Source organism: Streptomyces griseiscabiei, from assembly GCF_020010925.1.
Taxonomy (GTDB): domain Bacteria; phylum Actinomycetota; class Actinomycetes; order Streptomycetales; family Streptomycetaceae; genus Streptomyces; species Streptomyces griseiscabiei.
Genome location: NZ_JAGJBZ010000002.1, coordinates 1114814 through 1135314 on the forward strand (window position 1 = coordinate 1114814; position 20501 = coordinate 1135314).

A 20501-nucleotide genomic window follows, 5' to 3' on the forward strand; every position below is an offset into this window, starting at 1 on the left:
GCCTAGAAATACCCCTCGCGCTTACGGTCCTCCATCGCGGCCTCGGACATCTTGTCGTCCGCGCGCGTCGCGCCCCGCTCGGTCAGCCGGGAGGCCGCGATCTCGGCGATGACCTGGTCCAGCGTCACCGCGTCCGAGTCCACGGCGCCCGTGCAGGACATGTCACCGACCGTCCGGTACCGCACCTGCCGCTTCTCGACCGTCTCGCCGCCCTTCGGGCCGCCCCACTCACCGGCGGTCAGCCACATCCCGCCCCGCATGAACACCTCGCGGTGATGGGCGAAGTAGATCTCCGGCAGCTCGATGCCCTCACGGGCGATGTACTGCCAGACGTCCAGCTCGGTCCAGTTGGAGAGCGGGAAGACACGCACATGCTCACCGGGAGCGTGCCGCCCGTTGTACAGGTTCCACAACTCCGGCCGCTGCCGCCGCGGGTCCCACTGCGAGAACTCGTCCCGCAGCGAGAACACCCGCTCCTTGGCGCGCGCCTTCTCCTCGTCCCGGCGCCCGCCGCCGAAGACCGCGTCGAACCGCTCCGCCTGGATCCTCTCCGTCAACGGCACGGTCTGCAGCGGATTCCGCGTCCCGTCCGGCCGCTCCCGCAGCACCCCCCGGTCGATGTAGTCCTGCACCGAGGCGACATGCAGCCGCAGCCCGTGCGCGGCCACCGTACGGTCGCGGTACTCCAGCACCTCGGGGAAGTTGTGCCCGGTGTCCACGTGCAGCAGCGAGAACGGCACGGGCGCGGGCGTGAACGCCTTCAGTGCCAGGTGCAGCATGACGATGGAGTCCTTGCCGCCGGAGAAGAGGATCACCGGCCGCTCGAACTCACCCGCCACCTCACGGAAGATATGGACCGCCTCCGACTCCAGCGCGTCCAGATGGGACAGGACGGGGGCGGTCATACGAGGCCCCGTCCGGCCAGCAGCGCGTACACGGAAGCGGCCGACTCGTCGGGCGTCCGGTCCTGCGTGGGGAGGACGAGCGCGGGGTCGGCCGGCGGCTCGTACGGGTCGTCGACACCGGTCAGGCCCTTGAGCTGTCCGGCGGCCTGGCGGGCGTAGAGACCCTTCACGTCGCGTTCGCTGCACACCTCGACGGGGGTGGCGACATGCACCTCGAAGTACGGGGTGCCGCTCACGTCGTGGCGTTTGCGGACGGCCTCGCGGCTGTCGGCGTACGGCGCGATGACGGGGACGAGGGAGAGCACGCCGTTGCGGGCGAGGACCTCGGCGACCAGCCCGATGCGCTGCACGTTGGTGTTGCGGTCCTCGCGGGAGAAGCCGAGACCGGCGGAGAGGAAGCGGCGGATCTCGTCACCGTCGAGCACCTCCACCCGGTGCCCCTCGGAGCGCAGCCGGCCGGCGAGGACGCGGGCGATCGTGGTCTTGCCCGCGCTCGGCAGTCCGGTGAGCCAGACCGTGGCTCCCTGGGCCCTGGGAGCCCTGGACGAGGTGGTCATGCGTGGGTTCCTTTCGCGGCGCCGGCGGCGATGCCGTGCCGTTGTTCGTGGAGGGAGGTGAAGAGGGACTCCCAGCGGTGGTGCACGGAGTCCGGACCGTAGGAGGCGGCGGTGAGGACCGCGGCCACGCCCATGTCGGCGCGCAGCACCTCGTCGGCCATCAGCCCGGCCATCGCGTCGGCGAGCGCGTCGGGGTCCTCGGGTGCGACGAGCAGCCCGTCCACGCCGTGCGTGAGCACGTCGGCGGGGCCGGTCGGGCAGTCGAAGCTGACCACGGGCAGGGCGTGGCTCATCGCCTCGATCATCACCATCGGCAGTCCCTCGAAGCGTGAACTGAGCACGTAGAAGGAGGCCTTGGCGAGTTCGTCGTCCAGGCGGTCGGTGTGTCCCATGAGGAAGACGTGATTGTAGAGATGGTGTTCTTCGATGAGATGACGGAGTTCCGACTTCTTCTCGCCGCTGCCGTAGATTCTGAGGCGCCAGTCGGGGTAGGTCTCGACGAGCTTCGCCCAGGCCGGGATCAGCAGGTCGAAGCCCTTCTGCGGGAAGAGCCGGCCGGCCGCCACCGCGATTTTCGACCGGGGGTCGGCGGGGATCTGGTCCAGGGAGTGCACGGCGTTGGGGATGCGCACGACCTCGGTCCCGGGCAGGAGTTCGGCGTACTCCTCGCGGTCCCGTTCGGTGAGCACGGCGACGGTGGCGAAGCTCGGGTAGGTCTCCCGGATGCGCTGCCGCACGTCCCGTTTGTGGGTGCCGAGGTTCATGTGCTCCTGGGCGATCCGGACGACCCCGCCCGTGGCGTGCTCGGCGGCCAGGAAGTTCAGCGCGGGCCGGGTGGTGACCAGGACGCCGTCGGTCAGCGACCGCAGATAGGCGATGAGCCGGTCCTCGACGTACCGGTTGAAGTAGCGGTAGCCGAACTCGCCCTTCGGGATGTGCCGGGCGGGCGCCTCCAGCAGTTCGCCGCGCCTGCGGTCGCGCCAGCGGGCGAGAAGGCCGGACGGCGGGGTGTGGGCGCCCTCGCGCATGTCCACGACCGTGGAGACCCTCACCCGGGGGTCGAGCGGGAACTGGATGTCGTCGCGGCGGCGCAGCGCGCTGACGATCTCCACGGTCCAGCCCGCCGCGACCAGGGAGTTGGCCTGGTTCATCACCGTGCGGATGGTGCCGCCCCGCCCGTAGGCGTGGAGCAGCAGATAGCGGATGCGGGGGCGCTGGGGGAGCGGGCGGCGGTCGGTCATGCGGAGCCTCCCGTGCGGCACTCCAGAGACAGGTTGTCCTTGATCGTGTAGTAGGGGCGCACCCGGAGGTCCCCGGTGCGCTGCTCCGGATACACGAAGATCTTCTTCTTGCCGCGTACGTCGTCGAGGTGCTTCCCGGCGCGCAGTTCGACCTCGCCGTCGGTGAGGTGGATGTCCCACTCCTCGACGGCCGCGTGGCCGGGGGCGGCGAGGTCGGCGACGGGCAGTTCGCTCTCGAAGCGGTCGTCCCTGACGTCGGCGGCGTAGCGCAGGGTGTGGCCGGCCCGCGCGCGGCGGGTGAGGACCAGCTGCCAGGTGCCGTCCGCCGGGACCCCGTGGATGCGTCCGATGAGTCTGATGCGTCCGTCGCGCGGCCAGACCTCGGTCATCTCGGCGTGCGGCTTCACTTGCTGTAGCCCCATGCCTCGCACATCGGCCGCAGGAGATCGGGGATGTCGTCCTCGGCGGGCAGCGCCCGTCCGGCCTGCACCTGACCGGTCCTGATCTTGTCCCGCCAGTCGCCGAGGCCCTTCACGACCTGGGCGTCGTCCTTGCGGCCGTAGTCGAGCATGGCCGGTTCGAAGTCGATGCCGAGGAAGTCGCACAGGCCCCGCATCTGCTTCTCGGGATCGGCGGTGATGTCCTCGTAGCGCACGGTGTGCCCGCCGGTGAGCCCCTCACGTGCCTTCTCGACGGCCTTCATGTAGCGCAGCGCGTCGGCGGCGGCCTCGTCGTAGTCGCGCTTGTCGGGGTCGCCCTCGTGCCAGGACTGGGCGATGGAGACCGGGTGGCGCAGCAGGAAGACGAAGCGGGCGTCGGGCCAGCAGTCCCGGATGCGCTCGTACACGAAGGCGTTGCTGGGGGTCTTCTCGACGACGAAGTCCTTGCCCGATTTCACCAGTTCGCGGTGCATGACCCGGTCCCACAGCAGATGCTCCAGGTCGCCGCGCTCCAGGTCGAGGGCGCTCATCGCCTTCTGCGACAGCTTGCTGCCGTAGCCGACCTCCAGCCTGCGTATGTGCAGTTCGTGCGGGGAGTGCAGCCGCGAGTGCGCGTTCATGAGCATCCGCAGCAGGGTGGAGCCCGACCGCACGGGCGACATGATGAAGACCGGCTGCCTGAGCAACCGGTCCGTGGCGAGGTCCTCGGGAGCCGGACATCGGTACACCGCCGTGGGCTTCTTCGCGGCCGGCTTCGGCGCCGTCGCCCTGGGCGCGGCGGGCGCCGCCGTGGGCGCCTTGCGTACGTGCAGACCGGTGGTGGCGGTGAGTGCACGGTTCAGGTTGCGCATGAGGCTCATGCGTCAGGATGGTAAGTAAGGATTCTGAGAAGATTGAAGGAGAACCCTGAGGGTTCCCTAAGTGAACGAGATTGTTACAGGTCTTTACGATCCGGTGCCCGCGAACCCCGCCCCCGCGTCCCGCAGCCGCCCGTGCAGCGCCCGGAACACCGCGGCGGACCGCACCCCCGGCCAGTCCGCCGGAAGCAGCGCGGAGGGCAGCCCGGGGTCCACGTACGGCAGGTGCCGCCAGGAGTCCAGGGCCAGCAGATAGTCCCGGTACGCCTCCTCCGAGGGGGTGTCCTCGCGGCGCTCCCAGTCGTGCAGCACGGGCGCGTGCCGGTCGAGGAAGGCCTCGTGCTGCTTGGCGATCCCGGCCAGGTCCCACCACCGCGCCACCGCCTCGGCGGTCGCGGCGAACCCCAGGTGCTCGCCCCGGAAGAGGTCCACGTACGGGTCGAGGCGCAGCCGGACCAGGGTGTGCCGGGTCTCCTCGTACAGCCGGGCCGGCGCGATCCACACGCCCGGGGCGGCCGTGCCGAAGCCGAGCCCGGCCAGCCGGGAGCGCAGCACGTGCCGCTTCTGCCGCTCCGACTCCGGCACCGAGAACACGGCGAGCACCCAGCCCTCGTCCTCCTCGGGCGCCGTCGCGTAGATCCGCCGGTCGCCGTCCTCCAGGAGCTGCCGGGCGTCGCCCGACAGCGCGTACCCGGCCGCCCCCGCCGCCGTACGGGCCGGCAGCAGCAGGCCGCGCCGTTTCAGCCGGGACACGGAGGAGCGGACGGAGGGCGCGTCGACACCCACCGCGGCGAGCAGCCGGATCAGCTCGGAGACGGGCACCGGGCCCGGCACCGAACGTCCGTACGCGCCGTAGAAGGTGACGATGAGCGAACGGGGTGCGTGCTGTTCGGACACGTTGATCATTTTAGGTCTTCGGCATCACTGCTGGTCACCCGGTGTGCGCAGTCGGAACCGCTGGAGTTTGCCGGTGGCCGTGCGCGGCAGGGCGTCCAGGAACACGATCTCGCGCGGGCACTTGTACGGTGCCAGCTCCGCCTTGAGGAAGGCGCGCAGCGCCTCGCTGTCCCGGCGCGCGCCCGCCGCGACCACCACATGGGCGACGACGACCTGGCCGCGCGCCTCGTCGGGCCGTCCCACCACCGCCGTCTCCACCACGTCCGGATGGCGCATCAGGGCCTCCTCGACCTCGGGTCCCGCGATGTTGTACCCGGCCGAGATGATCATGTCGTCGGCGCGGGCGACGAAGCGGAAGTACCCGTCCGGCTCGCGGACATACGTGTCCCCGGTGACGTTCCAGCCGTCGCGGACGTACTCCCGCTGCCGCGCGTCCGCCAGATAGCGGCAGCCCACCGGACCGCGCACCGCGAGCAGCCCCTGCCGTCCGTCCGGCACCGGCCGCCCGTCCTCGTCCTGCACCCGCGCCCGCCAGCCCGGTACGGGCACTCCCGTCGTCCCCGGCCGTATGCCGTCGTCGGCCGCCGAGATGAAGATGTGCAGCAGCTCGGTCGCGCCGATGCCGTTGATGATCCGCAGCCCGGTCCGCTCGTGCCAGGCCCGCCAGGTCGCCTCGGGCAGGTTCTCGCCCGCCGACACACACCGCCGCAGCGACGAGACGTCGTGTCCCTCCGCCCCTCCGGACCCGTTCAGCTCGCCCAGCATCGCCCGGTACGCGGTCGGCGCGGTGAACAGCACCGACACCCGGTGTTCGGCGACCGCGGGCAGCAGCTGTTTCGGCCCCGCCTGTTCGAGCAGCAGCGCGCTGGCCCCGGCCCGCATCGGGAAGACGACGAGACCGCCGAGACCGAAGGTGAAGCCGAGCGGGGGAGACCCGGCGAAGACGTCGTCGGCGCGGGGCCGCAGCACATGCTTCGAGAAGGTGTCCGCGATCGCCAGCAGATCCCGGTGGAAGTGCACGCACCCCTTCGGCCGCCCGGTCGTCCCGGACGTGAACGCGATCAGCGCCACGTCGTCGCCCGCCGTGTCCACCGCCTCGTACGGCCCCCGCGCCCCGTCCGCCGACGGCAGCCCGACCAGATCGCCGGACCCGTCCCCGCCGAAGGTCGCGATCCGCAGCCCCGGTACGTCCGCCTTCACGAGGTCGTCCACATGCCGGGCGTCGCACAGCGCGTACGACACCCGGGCCAGCTCGCAGACCGTCGCCAGCTCCTGGGGCCGCTGCTGCGCCAGCACCGTCACCGCGACCGCCCCCGCCTTCAGCACCGCCAGCCAGCACGCGGCCAGCCAGGGGGTGGTGGGCCCGCGCAGCAGCACCCGGTTGCCGGGGACCACCCCGAGGCCGGAGGTGAGCGCGTGGGCGACCCGGTCGACCCGGGCGCGCAGTTCGCCGTACGTCCAGACCTCCCCGGCGGGCGTACGGAAGACGGGCCGGCCGGGAGCGCCGCCGTCCAGCAGCGCGGCGGCGGCGTTGAGCCGGTCCGGATAGCGCAGCTCGGGCAGGTCGAACGACAGCTCGGGCCACTGTTCCGGCGGCGGGAGACAGTCCCGGGCGAAGGTGTCGACATGGGCGGTGACCCTGGAGTTCATGATGTTCGCCCCCTGCTGTGGTCCCTGTCGAGGTGGACGCGCACGTGGTGGTGGGCTCGCATGCCGTGGGTGCCCGGCTCAGCGAGCGTATCGCCTTGGTGACGGCAGTCAACAGTTCGCGATAACCTCGGTGAGGGTCCCGGGGGCCTGTCGTGGCGGCAGGTCGCCGGGGGAGAAGGGACGGGCAATGACCGCATTCTCACTCGAACCGGAGCAACTCGCCTGGCGTGCCGAACTGCGTGCCCAGGCCGTCGAACGGCTGCGCCCCCTCGCCGACAAGGGCGAGCCCGGCCGGGTCAACCGCCCCCTCCTCGCCGAGCTGGGCCGTATGGGGCTCCTCGCCCGGCTCTTCACCTCGGGCGCGCTCGACCTGTGTCTGATGCGCGAGTCCCTGGCGTACGTCTGCACGGAGGCCGAGACGGCACTGGCCCTCCAGGGCCTCGGCGCCCATCCGGTGCATGCCCATGGCACGCCCGCCCAGCGCGCCCGCTGGCTGCCCCGGGTCGGCGACGGCGACGCGGTCGCGGCCTTCGCGCTCAGCGAGCCGGGCGCCGGCTCCGACGCGGCGGCCCTCGCCCTGCGCGCCGAGCCCGACGGCCCCGGCCGCTGGCGGCTGACCGGCGAGAAGTGCTGGATCTCCAACGCCCCCGAGGCCGACCTCTACACCGTCTTCGCCCGCACCACCCCCGACGCCGGCTCGCGCGGGGTGACCGCCTTCCTGGTCCCGGCCGACCGCCCCGGTCTCACCGGCACCCCGCTCGACATGCTCTCCCCGCACCCCATCGGCGCCCTCGGCCTCGACGCCGTCCCCGTCACGGCCGACGACGTCCTCGGCGCCCCCGACCGGGGCTTCCGTGTCGCCATGGCCACCCTCAACCTGTTCCGCCCGAGTGTCGGCGCGTTCGCGGTCGGCATGGCCGAGGCGGCTCTGGACGCGACCCTCGCCCACACCGCCGAACGGGACGCGTTCGGCGGCAAGTTGAGCGACCTCCAGACCGTCGCCCACCAGGTCGCCGAGATGGCGCTGCGCACGGAGGCGGCCCGGCTGATGGTCTACGTGGCGGCAGCGGCGTACGACTCCGGCGATCCGGACGTGCCCCGGCGGGCCGCGATGGCGAAGCTGCTGGCCACGGAGACCGCCCAGTACGTCGTGGACGCGGCCGTGCAACTGCACGGGGCGCGGGCGCTGCGCCGCGGCCATCTGCTCGAACACCTCTACCGGGAGGTGCGGGCGCCGCGTATCTACGAGGGGGCGAGCGAGGTGCAACGGGCGGTCATCGCGAAGGAGTTGTACCGGCGGGCCGCGTCGCGGCAGTCGCGGGAAGGGCGGTCGTCATGAGCGTCGAGCGGGTGAACCCCGCCGGGCTGTCACCGCCCACCGGCTTCTCGCACGCGGTGGTCGCCACCGGCACGCGGGTCGTGTTCCTGGCGGGCCAGACCGCGCTCGACGCGGACGGCAAGGTCGTGGGGGAGACGCTGGAGGAGCAGTTCGAGCGGGCGCTCGGCAATCTGCTGACCGCGCTGGAGGCCGCCGGCGGCACACCGGCCGACCTCGCCCGGGTCACCGTCTACGCGACGGATGTCGCCGACTACCGGCTCCGGGCCCCCGAACTCGGCCGTACATGGCGGAGGTTGGCGGGCCGGGACTTTCCCGCGATGGCGGTGATCGGCGTCGTACGGCTGTGGGACGAGCGGGCGTTGGTGGAGCTGGACGGCTTCGCGGTGCTGCCGTAGCCGTACCTGCCCGTCGGGTGTCAGGCGGCGACGGCGAGACGGCTCGGCGCGACGACGCTGCCGTCGGGCAGGATCTCACCGGTGTCGTCGAAGACGATCGCCCCGTTGCACAGCAGGTTCCAGCCCTGCTCGGGGTGGAAGGCGACGACATGCGCGGCGCCGCGGTCGGAGTTGTCTGCCGAGGGGCACAGGGGCTGGTGTGAACACATGGCGCGCCTCCACGTCGTTGTCGAGATCCGGCGGTGTGTCACCGCCTCGCACTACTGACGATGCCCGCGCCCGGAACTCATCGCCACACCGTTTCCGGAGACGTGACAGCACCCGGACGTCCTGTGACAGGACGCGGACATAACCCCCGGTGCGCGGGTCGTACCCGGTAGTGAGGACGGCGGAACCGACGCGCCGACGATGGGGTGATGATCACCTGAACGGACAGGCGCGCCCGGTACCCCTGGAACCTCATGAACCCCAGTTCAAGGAGGTCGACGGATGTTCCGTACCCCTGTTCCCCGGGCCGCCGGCGCGGTCCTCGGCGCCGCGCTGTTCCTGCTCGCCGCCGTCCCGTCCGCCGGTGCCGCCACCGAGCCGTCCGAGACGGTGACCATCGACCCGACCGGGACCGTCGCCCCGGACGGCAGGCTCACCCTCTCCGGCACCTATCGCTGCCTCGGCGGCAACGGCCCCGTCTTCGTGTCGTCCTCGCTCCAGCAGGGCGACAGCCGGGTCCGCAAGGGCGTCGGTGGCTCGACGGCGGTCTGCGACGGGGCGGTGCACACCTGGACCAACACCGACCGGGCGCAGCCGGGCCGTTTCCTGCCGGGCACGGCACGGGTGGAGGCCACGATCACGGAGCTGTCGGGCAGCGGTCTGCCGCTTCCCAGGTTCCACGCGATGCGGCAGCAGGACATCACCCTCGTCGAGGGCTGAGCCCGGCGCACGCCATGACACACACGAAGGCGGCCCCGGTGGTGGGTGGTTCACCGGAGCCGCCTTCCCCTTGCCAGGGCCTGTGTTACTTCAGCAGGTGCACACGCTGCGTCGTCAGGTCGTAGCGGGCTCCGACGATCGAGACCTCGCCCGCCTTCAGCTTGGCGGCGAGATCGGAGTCGGCGGCCAGCTTGGAGCGGACCAGCCGGACGTTGGCGTCGATGGTCGCCGCGACCCGGGCGTCACCGGTGACACGGTGGTCGATGGCCGGGGCGATCTCGTCGGCGATGTACTGGATGCCGCTGGGCAGTTCCTCACCGCTCTCGTCCACCGCGACGGCCGCCTTCACGGCGCCGCAGGACTGGTGACCGAGCACCACGACCAGCGGGATGTCCAGTTCGAGGACGCCGTACTTGACGCTGCCGAGCACCGACTGGTCCAGCACCTCGCCCGCGCTGCGCACGTCCATCAGATCGCCGATGCCCTGGTCGAAGACCAGCTCCGGGGGGACCCGGGAGTCGATGCAGCCGAGGATCAGGGCGAAGGGCTGCTGACCGGCCGCCGCGGCCTTGCGGGCCGCGGGGCCCTCGTTCGGGTGCTGCTGGCGAAGGGTCCGCCAGCGGCGGTTGCCCTTCGACAGCTCCTTCAGCGCCTCGTCCGCCGTGCTCGGCCGCGTGCGGGTGGCGGCGGAGGGCTTGGAGGTGGCGCGGGTGGAGCGGGAGACGGTCTCGGCGTCGGCCGGGAAGGCGCCGACCGCGAGGCCGCCGCCGATGACGGCCGTACCGGCCAGCGCGGCGCGCAGGAGTGAGCGCCGGCCGCGCGGCTTCGCGTGGGCTATCGGGGCGTCGGCGTCGGCGGCGGTCGCCTCGGCGCCGTCACCTCTGGGGGGTGTCGCGTCAGAGTTCACGGGCAGGAACGTACGTCCGGCTAAACGCTCAAACGTTCAAGTTGCCCAATCATGGACGAGCGTTGATCAAACATGGCTGTCCCTTGAAGGGTTCTTGGCCACTTCGGGGAAGGTTTTTGGACAGCCGGTCCCCTGTTGTTCGCTTTACGGCGTGGGAGCGCTCTCTGCGCCCGTGTCCAGCCAGGTCGTCAGCGCCCACCACCAGTGCAGCGTCGCCAGCGTCCCGGACGGACCGTCGAGCGAGCCGTCGGTGAGCGAGGTACCGGTGAGGTGGTGCAGCCGGCCGAGGCGGTAGCGGACGGTGTTGGGGTGGGTGAACAACGCCGTCGCGGTCCGGTCGAGCCGTCGGCCGCTGTCTAGGAACGCCAGTGCCGTGAGCGCCAGTTGACGGTGGAAGCCGTCCGCCGGATCGAGTCCGCCGAGGTACCGGCCGCTGAGCGCCGCGCCCAGCACGGAGTGGTCCGCCATCGCGATCTCCCCGGCCAGATCGGTCAGTTCACGCACCCCGCGCAGTCCCCGCCGCCCACCGACCTCCAACCCCCTTACGCACAGCCGGTACAGCGGACGCAGCCGCTCCGGCGTGGCGACCGGGGACGCGACGACGAGCGCCGTCCCGTCCCCGCCCCACCCGGTCAGCTCCTCGTGCCCCGGCAGCCGGGGACACAGCCCCACCGCCCGGCCGTCGACGACCCCGAAGACCCCGGGCAGTGCGGAGAGCCGGGCGGCGAGCGCGCGGGCGTGCGCCGGATCGCCGGGGTCCGCCACGAGACAGCGGTACCGGCCGTGCGCCCGAAGCCCCTCCCGCGCCAGCTCCTCACGGGACGGTACGGGGCTGTCGTCGCCCTCGGTCAGCAGTCGCCGCAACAGCCGGGCGCGGGCCTCGCCCGCCCCGCGCGGGGTACCCGACTCGGCGGCGCGGTAGCCGCCCACGACATGCCGCTCCACGGCGTCGCCGTACTCCTTCAGCCGCAGGACGACGGTGAGCAGATCGGCGTCGGACACCCCGGCCGAGCGGCTGCGCTCCACGGTGATCTCCACGACCCGGGTGAGGGCGGCCTGCACCCCGCGCAGCACGGCGGTCATCGGGATGCCCTGGGCCGCGCGGTCGGCGCCGAGCAGCAGCGCGGCGGCGAAGTCATGGTCCTCGACCCGGCCGAGCGTGGTGAGCCAGGTCTCCGCGGCGCCGATCAGGGCGTTGACATGGGAGAGGGTCTCCGTCTCGCCGAGCCGGGCCAGTTCGGGGGAGCGGCTGCGGGCCGCGCGGACCAGTTCCGCGCAGACGTCCGTGTCGGCGGCCATGGCCCGCAGGACGCCGGTGACCGGCTCGCGCTCGTGGACGACCGTCATGGGCGCTTCTCCCCTCCCGTGCCCACCCTTCCGTTCCGTCCCCGGTGCTGTCGCCGGGCCACAACGAAGGGTGGATGTGTTGATCCCCGGCCACTACCCCACGGCTGTGTCGAGCTGGTTTCCTTGAGGGCTACCGACGGTAACAGCGCTGATGTCGCAGGAACAGCCCCCGTCCCGCGCGTACTTCCCGTCCCTCCCCTCGGAAGGTCCACGCCTGTGTCCATTTCCATGGAGAACTCCGCCTCCCCGGACGGGGTCAGCCGTCGCCGGGTCCTGACGACGACCGGTGGCGTGCTCGCCGGCGCCGCCCTCGCCGCGCAGGCGGGGACCGCCTTCGCCGCGACGTCGTACGACGCGGACGCGATCGTGGTCGGCCACGGCCTCGCCGGTCTCGTCGCCACCGCCGAACTCGCGGCCGCCGGCCGCAAGGTGCTGCTGCTCGACCAGGAACCGGAGGCGAGCCTCGGCGGCCAGGCCTTCTGGTCCTTCGGCGGACTGTTCCTCGTCAACTCCGACGAACAGCGCCTGATGGGCATCAAGGACAACAAGGCCCTGGCCTGGCAGGACTGGCTGGGCACGGCCGGCTTCGACCGGGGCGTCGACGACGCGTCCGGCCAGGACCACTGGGCCTACAAGTGGGCCGAGGCGTATGTGGACTTCGCCTCCGGCGAGAAGCGGTCCTGGCTCGCCGGGATGGGCATGCAGTGGTTCCCGATCGTCGGCTGGGCCGAGCGCGGCGGTGGCCTCGCGGACGGCCACGGCAACTCGGTGCCCCGCTTCCACGTCACCTGGGGCACCGGCCCGGCCGTGGTCGAGCCCTTCGAGAAGAAGGTACGGGCGGCCGTGTCGGCCGGGAACGTCACCTTCAAGTTCCGCCACCGCGTCGACGGCCTGGTGACCACCAACGGCACCGTCACCGGTGTCCAGGGCGCGATCCTGGAGCCGAGCAGTGTCTCGCGCGGCAAGCCCAGCTCCCGCACGGTCGTCGGCTCCTTCGAACTGAAGGCCCCGGTCGTCGTCGTCACCTCCGGCGGCATCGGCGCCAACCACGACCTGGTCCGCGCCAACTGGCCCGCCCGGATGGGCGCCGCGCCCAAGACGATGATCACCGGTGTGCCCGCGCACGTGGACGGCCGGATGCTCGCCATCACCGAGAAGGCGGGCGGCCGGATCGTCAACCCCGACCGGATGTGGCACTACACCGAGGGCCTGCGCAACTACGACCCGATCTGGCCCGGCCACGGCATCCGCATCCTGCCCGGCCCGTCCTCCATGTGGTTCTCCGCCACCGGCAAGCGCTTCAACACCCCCGACATCCCGGGCTACGACACCCTCCACACCCTCAAGACGATCACCGACACCGGGTACGACTACTCCTGGTTCGTGACCACGCAGAAGATCCTCGCCAAGGAGTTCGCGCTCTCCGGCTCCGAGCAGAACCCGGACCTCACCGAGAAGAACATCTGGATGCTCCTCTCGCGCATCTGGCAGACCCCGGAGCCGATCGAGAAGTTCAAGAAGAACGGTGTGGACTTCGTCGTCGCCTCGTCCCTGTCCGAGATGGTCCGCGGCATGAACAAGCTGACGGGGGAGAACCTGATCGACCTCGCCGACCTGACCCGGCAGATCGAGGCCCGCGACCGCGAGATCGACAACGAGTACACCAAGGACGTCCAGGTCATGGGCATCCGCAACGCCCTCAAGTACCCGGGCGACACGCTCAGCCGCACGGCCTCCGCCCACAAGATCATGGACACGGGCGCCCACCCGCTGATCGCCGTACGCCTCAACATCCTGACCCGCAAGACCCTCGGCGGCCTCCAGACCGACCTCTCCGGCCGTGTCCTGAACGCCTCCGGCAACCCGGTCCCCGGTCTCTACGCGGCCGGAGAGGTCGCCGGCTTCGGCGGCGGCGGGGTCCACGGCTACCGCTCCCTGGAGGGCACCTTCCTCGGCGGCTGCCTCTTCTCGGGCCGCCAGTCGGGCAAGGCGGCGGCGGAGGCCACCGGCTGATCCCACGACGGAGGTGAGGGCGTGCCCGCGCGCGCCCTCATGCCGTCACACCCGGTGCGCGAACACCACCAGGTTCTCCGTGTAGTCCTTGACCTTGCGGTCGTAGGCGCCGGCGCAGGTGATCAGCCGGACCTCGGGGCGGGACGCGTCGGCGTACACCCGCTCGTCGGGGAAGTCGTCCTTCTCGAACGTCTCCACGTCGTCGACCACGAAGGACACCCGGCTGCCGTCCGCCCGCGCGACGCGGAAGACGTCCCCCTCCTCCAGTTCGCTCAGCCCCGCGAAGACGGCCGGCGCGGTCGCCGTGTCGACGTGCCCGGCGATGATCGAGGTGCCCCGCTCCCCGGGCGCGGCGCCGTCGGCGTGCCAGCCGACGAGGTTGGTGTCGTCGGCTGGCGGGGCGTCGAGCTGCCCGTCGCGGCCGACGGCGAGGGGGACGAAGGGGGCGCTCACACCGATCTTCGGGATGAGCAGCCGGATCGGTCTGGCCCCGGGGTCGCGCGGCCGTCGCTCCCGCGGCCGTTCGGCGGGGGCGGTCTCCTCGGCGGGGGAGGAGGCGGGGGCGGCCTGCGGGGCGTGCCGGGCGTTCGGCGGGCGGGAGGCGTCGGACGAGGAGTCCTCGCCGCCGAACAGACTCACCGCCAGGATCATCAGCACCACGCCGCACAGCACGGTCAGATTGACGCGGGCGCCGGGGCGGGCCGGCACCGGGTCGGTGCCGGGAGGAGGAGTGTGGGCTGCCATCGGAACCACCTCACCAGGTACGGCAGCGGAACGGGCGCGGCCCCTGCTTCTCAGGGGCGCGAGGCACTGCGCGACCAGCCCCCACCGGGCCGCCGCACGACACACGGTGCGGCGGCCCGGTGGCTATCGGGCCAGGTATCGCGCTCGGCACGGGATCAGGCCACGCTTCCCGCGGTCTTCTTGCGGCGCAGGGCGTACATCCCCGTGCCGGCCACCGCGAGGACGGCCATACCGCCCGCGGTCGCCGTCGGCGAGGCGAGGGCGCCGCCCCCGGTGTGCATCCCGCCGCGCGGCTTGTCGTGGTCGGCCTTCCAGCCGCCCTCTTCCTCCTGCTCGTCCTTCCAGGAACCCTTGTCGCTCTCGCCCTTCCACGACTCCTTGCCGCTCTCGCCCTTCCAGGACTCCTTGGACTCCTTGGACTCCTTGGTGGATTCCTCCGCCTGGTCGTAGCCCCCGGCGTCGGGCTTGGCGCCCCGCTCGGAGTCCCACTCCTGCGCGTCGGTGAGCGAGGTCAGCGCACCGCCACCCGTGTGAACCCCGCCGCGCGGTCCGTCGTGGCTGCCGTCCTTGTCGTGCTCCTTGCTGTAGCCATTGTCCTTGTGCTCCCACGCGTCACCGTCGGCGAACGCGCCGGGCGCGGTGACGCCGAGGACGGCGGTGGCCGCCGCGGTAACGAGCAGCATGCGGGCGATACGCATCTGATGGTCCTTCCGCCGCAGCGCGGGCAGCTGGTGCTTCGTCAGCTGACGTGACCCGGCTCCGACGTGATCCACCGTCAGCCGGATCGCACTCCACCACCACTCAGGGCGCTCAGCCGGGTGAACCGGGGGCCTGCTCCCCGAAGGCCTCCAGGATGCGTTCCGCGGCCCGCGTCGCCGTCAGCTCGCCCTCCCTGACCTGTTGTTCGAGTCCGGGCGCGAGGGAGCGGACGCCGGGGTGGGTGCGCAGCCGGTCGAGGAGTTCGTCGCGGACCATCGACCAGGTCCAGTCGATCTGCTGGTCCCGCCGCCGCGCGGCGAGCCGGCCGGTGGAGTCCAGGAGCGCGCGGTGCTGCTCCAGCCGCTCCCAGACCGTGTCCAGGCCGGTCGACTCGCGGGCGCTGCAGCTCAGCACCGGCGGTGCCCAGGCCGCGTCCCTGCCGTGCATCAGCCGCAGGGCGCCCGCCAGCTCACGGGCCGCCGTCCGGGCGTCGCGTTCGTGCGGGCCGTCCGCCTTGTTGACGGCGAGCACGTCGGCCAGCTCCAGGACGCCCTTCTTGATGCCCTGGAGCTGGTCGCCGGTCCGGGCCAGGGTGAGGAGCAGGAAGGAGTCGACCATGTTCGCGACGGCCGTCTCGGACTGGCCGACGCCGACGGTCTCCACCAGCACCACGTCGTAGCCCGCCGCCTCCATCACCACGATCGACTCCCGGGTGGCCTTCGCGACCCCGCCGAGCGTCCCGGCCGTGGGCGAGGGCCGTACGAAGGCCGCCGGGTCGACGGCCAGCCGCTCCATACGGGTCTTGTCGCCGAGGATCGAACCGCCCGTACGGCTCGACGAAGGGTCCACCGCCAGCACCGCCACCCGGTGCCCGAGCGAGGTCAGCATCGTGCCGAACGCGTCGATGAACGTCGACTTGCCGACCCCCGGTACCCCGCTGACCCCGATCCGCCGCGCCCGTCCGCTGTGCGGCAGCAGCGCGGTCAGCAACTCCTGGGCCAGCGCCCGGTGCTGGGGCCGGGTGGACTCGACGAGGGTGATGGCGCGGGCGATGACCGCCCGCTTCCCGTCGAGGACACCCTTGGCGTAGGCGTCGACATCGATCACCGGGCGTGCCCGAGGTCGTCCGACAGCCGCTCCACCAGGTCGTACGCCGCGTCCGGGATGACCGTGCCCGGCGGGAAGACGGCCGCCGCGCCCATCTCCAGGAGCGTCGGCACGTCCTGCGGCGGGATCACCCCGCCGACCACGATCATGATGTCCTCGCGGCCCTCCTCGGCCAGCTGCTCCTTCAGCGCCGGGACGAGGGTGAGATGCCCGGCTGCCAGCGACGACACCCCGACGATGTGCACATCCGCCTCGACGGCCTGGCGGGCCACCTCGGCCGGGGTCTGGAAGAGCGGGCCGACGTCCACGTCGAAGCCCAGGTCGGCGAAGGCGGTCGCGATCACCTTCTGGCCCCGGTCGTGGCCGTCCTGCCCCATCTTGGCGACCAGGATGCGCGGGCGGCGGCCCTCGGCCTCGGCGAAGCCGTCCACCAGACTCCGGGTGCGCTCCACGTTCGGGGACTCGCCTGCTTCGTTGCGGTACACCCCGGAGATCGTACGGATCTGGCTCGCGTGCCGGCCGTAGACCTTCTCCAGGGCGTCGGAGATCTCGCCGACGGTGGCCTTGGCGCGGGCCGCGTTCACGGCCAGCTCCAGCAGGTTGCCCTCGCCGCCGGCCGCGCGGGTCAGCGCGTCCAGCGAGTCCTGGCAGGCCCGCTCGTCGCGCTCCGCGCGCAGCCGCCGCAGCTTCTCGATCTGCTGGGCGCGGACGGAGGAGTTGTCGACCTTGAGGACGTCGATCTGCTCGTCGCTGTCGACCCGGTACTTGTTGACACCGATGACCGGCTGCCGTCCGGAGTCGATCCGGGCCTGGGTACGGGCGGCGGCCTCCTCCACGCGCAGCTTGGGGATGCCGGCGTCGATGGCCTGGGCCATGCCGCCCGCCGCCTCGACCTCCTGGATGTGCTGCCAGGCGCGGCGGGCGAGGTCGTACGTCAGCTTCTCGACGTAGGCGCTGCCGCCCCACGGGTCGATGGCCCGGGTGGTGCCGGACTCCTGCTGGATGAGGAGCTGGGTGTTGCGGGCGATGCGCGCCGAGAAGTCGGTGGGCAGCGCGAGGGCCTCGTCGAGGGCGTTGGTGTGCAGCGACTGGGTGTGGCCCTGGGTGGCCGCCATCGCCTCCACACACGTACGGGTGACGTTGTTGAAGACGTCCTGCGCGGTCAGCGACCAGCCCGAGGTCTGCGAATGGGTGCGCAGGGAGAGCGACTTGGAGTTCTTGGGGTCGAACTGCCTCACCAGCTTGGCCCACAGCAGACGGGCCGCGCGCAGCTTGGCGACCTCCATGAAGAAGTTCATGCCGATCGCCCAGAAGAACGACAGCCGGGGTGCGAACGCGTCCACGTCCAGGCCCGCCTCACGGCCCGCGCGGATGTACTCGACACCGTCCGCGAGGGTGTACGCCAGCTCCAGGTCGGCCGTCGCCCCGGCCTCCTGGATGTGGTAGCCGGAGATGGAGATCGAGTTGTAGCGGGGCATCTTCTGCGAGGTGAAGGCGAAGATGTCGGAGATGATCCGCATCGACGGCTTCGGCGGATAGATGTAGGTGTTGCGGACCATGAACTCCTTGAGGATGTCGTTCTGGATGGTCCCCGCCAGCTTCTCCGCCGGCACCCCCTGCTCCTCGGCCGCCACGATGTAGAGCGCGAGCACGGGCAGCACCGCGCCGTTCATCGTCATGGACACGGTCATCTTGTCGAGGGGGATGCCGTCGAAGAGCTGCCGCATGTCGAGGATCGAGTCGATCGCCACGCCCGCCATGCCGACGTCACCGGTCACGCGCGGGTGGTCGCTGTCGTAGCCCCGGTGGGTCGGCAGGTCGAAGGCGACGGACAGGCCCTTCTGACCGGCCGCCAGATTGCGGCGGTAGAAGGCGTTGGACTCCTCGGCCGTGGAGAAGCCCGCGTACTGGCGGATCGTCCAGGGCTGGTTGACGTACATCGTCGGGTACGGGCCGCGCAGATACGGGGCCACGCCCGGGTACGTGCCCAGGAAATCCAGGCCCTCCAGGTCCTGCCCGGTGTACAGCGGCTTGACCGGGATGCCCTCCGGGGTCTCCCAGAGCAGATCATCCCCGTCGGACGCCTTCTTGACGGCCGCACGCCAGTCGTCGGCGCCGCCGTCGAGGGCCGGGGAGCCCAGCTCGATCCCGGAGAAGTCGGGGATGGAGGGGACGGTCATCAGGACACTCCCATGCGGTCGAGGGTCGCGGAGAGCACGGCCACGGCGTCGCAGCCCGCGAAGACATGGGCGTCGACATCGGTGTACTGCCCGGGACGGCCGGCGAGGAACACATGCGCGGCCCCGGCGGCTTTCAGCTCGGCGGCCACGGTCGCGGCCCGCTCCTCGTAGAGCGCGTCGCTGGAGCACAGACAGACCTCCGAGGCGCCGCTCTCCTCGAAGGTGCCCTCGGCGACCGGCTCGATGCCGCCCGCCTGGAAGAGGTTGGCGGCGAAGGTGGTCCGGGCGGTGTGGGCGGCGGCGGGGCCGAGGGAGGCCAGGAAGACCCGGGGCCGGGAGCCGGTGGCGGCCAGATGGGCGTCCGAGCGGGCGCGCAGCGCCTCGTACGCCTCGTCGCGGGTGACACGGGGGAGACCGCCGGACAGCGGTTCGGGGGCGGGCTCGCGGAGCACCGGCTTCTCGGCCAGATGCGGGAACTCGCTGACGCCGGTGACCGGTTCGCGGCGCTTGGCCAGCTTCGCGCCGCGGGCCGCCCAGGTCTCGGCGAGGTCCTGGCCGAGCCGCCCCGAGCGCAACGCGGCCGACAGCCCGCCGTGTCGCTCGATCCGCCGGAAGAAATCCCAGCCCGCGTGGGCGAGTTCGTCCGTCAGCCGTTCCACGTACCAGGAGCCGCCCGCCGGGTCGATGACCCGGGCCAGGTGGGACTCCTCGATGAGGATCGTGGAGGTGTTGCGGGCGATACGCCGGGCGAACGCGTCCGGCAGCCCCAGCGCGTGGTCGAAGGGCAGCACGGTGACCGAGTCGGCGCCGCCCGCCCCGGCGGCCAGGGTGGCGATGGTGGTGCGCAGCATGTTCACCCACGGGTCGCGGCGCGTCATCATCACCGGCGAGGTCACCGCGGCCTGCGTCTGCGCCCCGGCGGCGGGCGCCCCGCACACCTCGGCGACCCGGGCCCACAGCCGCCGCGCGGCCCGCAGCTTGGCGATCGTCAGGAACTGGTCGGCGGTGGCCGCGTACCGGAACTCCAGCTGCCCACAGGCCTGTTCGGCGCTCAGCCCGGACGCGGTCAGCTCCCGCAGATACGCGACACCGGTCGCGAGCGAGGCGCCCAGCTCCTGGGCGGCCGAACCGCCGGCCTCGTGGTACGGCAGGGCGTCCACGGTCAGGGCGCGCAGCCCCGGGTACCGCTCCGCGCACAGCCGCGCCAGGCCGGCGACCGGGGCGAAGTCGTACGCCTGTCCGGTGCGGGCCTGGTGGCCGAGGGGGTCGGCGCCCAGGTTGCCGCGCGCGGCCTCCCCGGTGACACCCCGTTCGGCGTACAGCCGCAGCAACTCCCGTGCGGCGGGCTCGAACTCGGCGCCCGCGTCCAGGACGACCGGGGCGAGGTCGAGGTAGACACCTTCGAGGACCGGGGCGAGCGACGACACCGGCATACCGGACGCGCCGACCACCAGCCACAGGGAGGTGACGCCGTTCTCCAGGTCCGCGAGCACCGCGTCGTGGTCCGCCGCCGTGTGCCGCTGGCGTACGTCCCAGCCGCCGACGGTGTTGCCCGCGGCCCGGCCTCCTCGGACGAAGGGCGCGAAGCCGGGGAGACCCGGCGGGGGCGCGATGTCGTGCGCGGTGTAGAGAGGACGGGTGCGCAGCCCGTCCTCCAGCGCGGTGGACAGGGCTTCCTCGGCCTGAGCGCCCTCGACGTCCTTGCCCGACTTGCGCAGCACGCCCGCAACAAGGCGCTGCCACTGCTCGTGGGTTGCGTCAGGGAACTCGGCGGCCAGCTCAAGCCCGTCGTCAGGCAGGACCGTCATGCTCGGATGCTAGGCCAGAGACACAAAGGAGCAGCAGGGGACGCGGCTGTGACCTTGCCCTCCCTGGGGTGACCTTGAAATCGGGCCGGTTACCTGCCGGTCACTTACGGGCCTGGGATGAACGTCGTGGGGTGGTCCGCCGTACCTCGTGCCACGCGGCCCGTGCGCCTCCGCGGCGCGGTCACCGGGCCGACCGAGGACAGGAGCGACCCCATGGCCGAGAAGTACTTCACCGTGTTCGGGATGAGCTGCGGCCACTGCGCCGCGAGCGTCACCGCGGAGGTCGACGGGGTGCCCGGCGTCACCGAGGTCGATGTCGACATACGGGCCGGCCTGGTGACCGTGCGCGGGGAGACGGTCGACGACACGGCCGTCCGCACGGCCATCGAGGAGGCGGGCTACGAGGTGGCGGAGGTCGTGCGGCGGGCCGCGGCCTGAGCCGGGAAGCAGCAAGGGAAGGCGCGGCAACGTTGCCGGAACACGGCAAT

20 protein-coding genes are annotated in these 20501 nt (G+C 72.0%); 5 read left to right on the plus strand and 15 right to left on the minus strand.

What is annotated here, in order from left to right:
- Positions 1-2: 2 nt before the first annotated feature.
- From cysD to J8M51_RS22300, 7 genes are all read right to left on the minus strand, one after another.
- A complete protein-coding gene (cysD, locus tag J8M51_RS22270; protein WP_086754117.1) occupies positions 3-905 on the minus strand; it encodes a sulfate adenylyltransferase subunit CysD in 903 nt (300 codons plus the stop codon).
- Positions 902-1462, minus strand: a complete 561-nt coding sequence (gene cysC, locus J8M51_RS22275) for an adenylyl-sulfate kinase (RefSeq protein WP_086754119.1) — start codon at positions 1460-1462, stop codon at positions 902-904. The genes cysD and cysC overlap by 4 nt, the downstream gene beginning before the upstream one ends.
- Positions 1459-2703, minus strand: a complete 1245-nt coding sequence (locus J8M51_RS22280) for a glycosyltransferase family 4 protein (protein ID WP_267299414.1) — start codon at positions 2701-2703, stop codon at positions 1459-1461. Before J8M51_RS22280 ends, cysC begins: the two co-directional genes overlap by 4 nt.
- The gene (locus J8M51_RS22285; protein WP_086754965.1) at positions 2700-3125 is read right to left on the minus strand and encodes a hypothetical protein; all 426 of its coding nucleotides are present in this window, start codon (positions 3123-3125) and stop codon (positions 2700-2702) included. Before J8M51_RS22285 ends, J8M51_RS22280 begins: the two co-directional genes overlap by 4 nt.
- A complete protein-coding gene (locus tag J8M51_RS22290) occupies positions 3107-4003 on the minus strand; it encodes a sulfotransferase family protein (protein ID WP_086754964.1) in 897 nt (298 codons plus the stop codon). The genes J8M51_RS22285 and J8M51_RS22290 overlap by 19 nt, the downstream gene beginning before the upstream one ends.
- Before the next feature lie 84 nt (positions 4004-4087).
- A complete protein-coding gene (locus J8M51_RS22295; protein ID WP_086754963.1) occupies positions 4088-4906 on the minus strand; it encodes a PaaX family transcriptional regulator in 819 nt (272 codons plus the stop codon).
- A 15-nt stretch (positions 4907-4921) separates the two neighbouring features.
- Complete coding sequence (locus tag J8M51_RS22300; RefSeq protein WP_086754962.1) at positions 4922-6547, minus strand: AMP-binding protein; 1626 nt, start codon at positions 6545-6547, stop codon at positions 4922-4924.
- A gap of 187 nt (positions 6548-6734) precedes the next feature.
- Between J8M51_RS22300 and J8M51_RS22305 the strand changes: the two genes are divergently transcribed.
- Positions 6735-7886 carry an acyl-CoA dehydrogenase family protein gene (locus J8M51_RS22305; RefSeq protein ID WP_086754961.1) on the plus strand — a complete coding sequence of 384 codons (1152 nt, stop codon included), beginning with the start codon at positions 6735-6737 and terminating at the stop codon, positions 7884-7886.
- Complete coding sequence (locus tag J8M51_RS22310; RefSeq protein ID WP_086754960.1) at positions 7883-8281, plus strand: RidA family protein; 399 nt, start codon at positions 7883-7885, stop codon at positions 8279-8281. Before J8M51_RS22305 ends, J8M51_RS22310 begins: the two co-directional genes overlap by 4 nt.
- A 20-nt stretch (positions 8282-8301) precedes the next feature.
- Here the strand turns inward: J8M51_RS22310 and J8M51_RS22315 are convergent, their stop codons facing one another.
- Positions 8302-8490, minus strand: coding sequence for a DUF5999 family protein (locus J8M51_RS22315; RefSeq protein WP_086754959.1), 189 nt, complete (start codon positions 8488-8490; stop codon positions 8302-8304).
- A gap of 280 nt (positions 8491-8770) precedes the next feature.
- On the opposite strand from J8M51_RS22315, the gene J8M51_RS22320 reads away from it, so the two are divergent.
- Positions 8771-9208, plus strand: a complete 438-nt coding sequence (locus tag J8M51_RS22320) for a DUF6299 family protein (RefSeq protein WP_086754958.1) — start codon at positions 8771-8773, stop codon at positions 9206-9208.
- An 85-nt stretch (positions 9209-9293) separates the two neighbouring features.
- On the opposite strand, the gene J8M51_RS22325 is transcribed toward J8M51_RS22320, so the two are convergent.
- Both J8M51_RS22325 and J8M51_RS22330 read right to left on the minus strand, forming a co-directional pair.
- On the minus strand, positions 9294-10115 hold the full coding sequence (locus J8M51_RS22325; RefSeq protein WP_086754957.1) for a carbonic anhydrase: 822 nt from the start codon (positions 10113-10115) through the stop codon (positions 9294-9296).
- Between the two features lie 144 nt (positions 10116-10259).
- Positions 10260-11462, minus strand: coding sequence for a helix-turn-helix domain-containing protein (locus J8M51_RS22330; RefSeq protein WP_216589353.1), 1203 nt, complete (start codon positions 11460-11462; stop codon positions 10260-10262).
- A gap of 228 nt (positions 11463-11690) precedes the next feature.
- Here J8M51_RS22330 and J8M51_RS22335 point away from each other — a divergent pair, with 228 nt between their 5' ends.
- Positions 11691-13475, plus strand: coding sequence for an FAD-binding dehydrogenase (locus J8M51_RS22335; protein WP_086763404.1), 1785 nt, complete (start codon positions 11691-11693; stop codon positions 13473-13475).
- A 45-nt stretch (positions 13476-13520) separates the two neighbouring features.
- On the opposite strand, the gene J8M51_RS22340 is transcribed toward J8M51_RS22335, so the two are convergent.
- From J8M51_RS22340 to J8M51_RS22360, 5 genes are all read right to left on the minus strand, one after another.
- Positions 13521-14219 (minus strand): class F sortase, encoded by a 699-nt coding sequence (locus J8M51_RS22340; RefSeq protein WP_267299415.1) that lies wholly within the window; start codon positions 14217-14219, stop codon positions 13521-13523.
- A gap of 155 nt (positions 14220-14374) precedes the next feature.
- The gene (locus J8M51_RS22345; protein WP_267299416.1) at positions 14375-14917 is read right to left on the minus strand and encodes a hypothetical protein; all 543 of its coding nucleotides are present in this window, start codon (positions 14915-14917) and stop codon (positions 14375-14377) included.
- A 112-nt stretch (positions 14918-15029) separates the two neighbouring features.
- Positions 15030-16025 (minus strand): methylmalonyl Co-A mutase-associated GTPase MeaB, encoded by a 996-nt coding sequence (gene meaB / locus J8M51_RS22350; protein ID WP_216589350.1) that lies wholly within the window; start codon positions 16023-16025, stop codon positions 15030-15032.
- Complete coding sequence (gene scpA / locus J8M51_RS22355) at positions 16022-18205, minus strand: methylmalonyl-CoA mutase (protein ID WP_086764031.1); 2184 nt, start codon at positions 18203-18205, stop codon at positions 16022-16024. The genes meaB and scpA overlap by 4 nt, the downstream gene beginning before the upstream one ends.
- Positions 18205-20013 (minus strand): methylmalonyl-CoA mutase subunit beta, encoded by a 1809-nt coding sequence (locus J8M51_RS22360; protein WP_267299417.1) that lies wholly within the window; start codon positions 20011-20013, stop codon positions 18205-18207. Before J8M51_RS22360 ends, scpA begins: the two co-directional genes overlap by 1 nt.
- 213 nt (positions 20014-20226) lie before the next feature.
- Here J8M51_RS22360 and J8M51_RS22365 point away from each other — a divergent pair, with 213 nt between their 5' ends.
- Entirely contained in the window at positions 20227-20451 is a 225-nt protein-coding gene (locus tag J8M51_RS22365; protein WP_086757410.1) for a heavy-metal-associated domain-containing protein, read from the plus strand.
- Positions 20452-20501 lie beyond the last annotated feature (50 nt).

Bases quoted from the DNA above. Each gene is read 5' to 3' on its own strand.
- J8M51_RS22300 (WP_086754962.1), bottom strand. From the start codon at position 6,547: ATGAACTCCAGGGTCACCGCCCATGTCGACACCTTCGCCCGGGACTGT.
- J8M51_RS22280 (WP_267299414.1), bottom strand. From the start codon at position 2,703: ATGACCGACCGCCGCCCGCTCCCCCAGCGCCCCCGCATCCGCTATCTG.
- J8M51_RS22320 (WP_086754958.1), top strand. From the start codon at position 8,771: ATGTTCCGTACCCCTGTTCCCCGGGCCGCCGGCGCGGTCCTCGGCGCC.
- J8M51_RS22305 (WP_086754961.1), top strand. From the start codon at position 6,735: ATGACCGCATTCTCACTCGAACCGGAGCAACTCGCCTGGCGTGCCGAA.
- J8M51_RS22285 (WP_086754965.1), bottom strand. From the start codon at position 3,125: ATGGGGCTACAGCAAGTGAAGCCGCACGCCGAGATGACCGAGGTCTGG.
- J8M51_RS22345 (WP_267299416.1), bottom strand. From the start codon at position 14,917: ATGCGTATCGCCCGCATGCTGCTCGTTACCGCGGCGGCCACCGCCGTC.
- J8M51_RS22335 (WP_086763404.1), top strand. From the start codon at position 11,691: ATGGAGAACTCCGCCTCCCCGGACGGGGTCAGCCGTCGCCGGGTCCTG.
- J8M51_RS22310 (WP_086754960.1), top strand. From the start codon at position 7,883: ATGAGCGTCGAGCGGGTGAACCCCGCCGGGCTGTCACCGCCCACCGGC.
- cysD (WP_086754117.1), bottom strand. From the start codon at position 905: ATGACCGCCCCCGTCCTGTCCCATCTGGACGCGCTGGAGTCGGAGGCG.
- J8M51_RS22360 (WP_267299417.1), bottom strand. From the start codon at position 20,013: ATGACGGTCCTGCCTGACGACGGGCTTGAGCTGGCCGCCGAGTTCCCT.
- scpA (WP_086764031.1), bottom strand. From the start codon at position 18,205: ATGACCGTCCCCTCCATCCCCGACTTCTCCGGGATCGAGCTGGGCTCC.
- J8M51_RS22340 (WP_267299415.1), bottom strand. From the start codon at position 14,219: ATGGCAGCCCACACTCCTCCTCCCGGCACCGACCCGGTGCCGGCCCGC.
- cysC (WP_086754119.1), bottom strand. From the start codon at position 1,462: ATGACCACCTCGTCCAGGGCTCCCAGGGCCCAGGGAGCCACGGTCTGG.
- J8M51_RS22330 (WP_216589353.1), bottom strand. From the start codon at position 11,462: ATGACGGTCGTCCACGAGCGCGAGCCGGTCACCGGCGTCCTGCGGGCC.
- J8M51_RS22315 (WP_086754959.1), bottom strand. From the start codon at position 8,490: ATGTGTTCACACCAGCCCCTGTGCCCCTCGGCAGACAACTCCGACCGC.
- J8M51_RS22295 (WP_086754963.1), bottom strand. From the start codon at position 4,906: ATGATCAACGTGTCCGAACAGCACGCACCCCGTTCGCTCATCGTCACC.
- J8M51_RS22365 (WP_086757410.1), top strand. From the start codon at position 20,227: ATGGCCGAGAAGTACTTCACCGTGTTCGGGATGAGCTGCGGCCACTGC.
- J8M51_RS22290 (WP_086754964.1), bottom strand. From the start codon at position 4,003: ATGAGCCTCATGCGCAACCTGAACCGTGCACTCACCGCCACCACCGGT.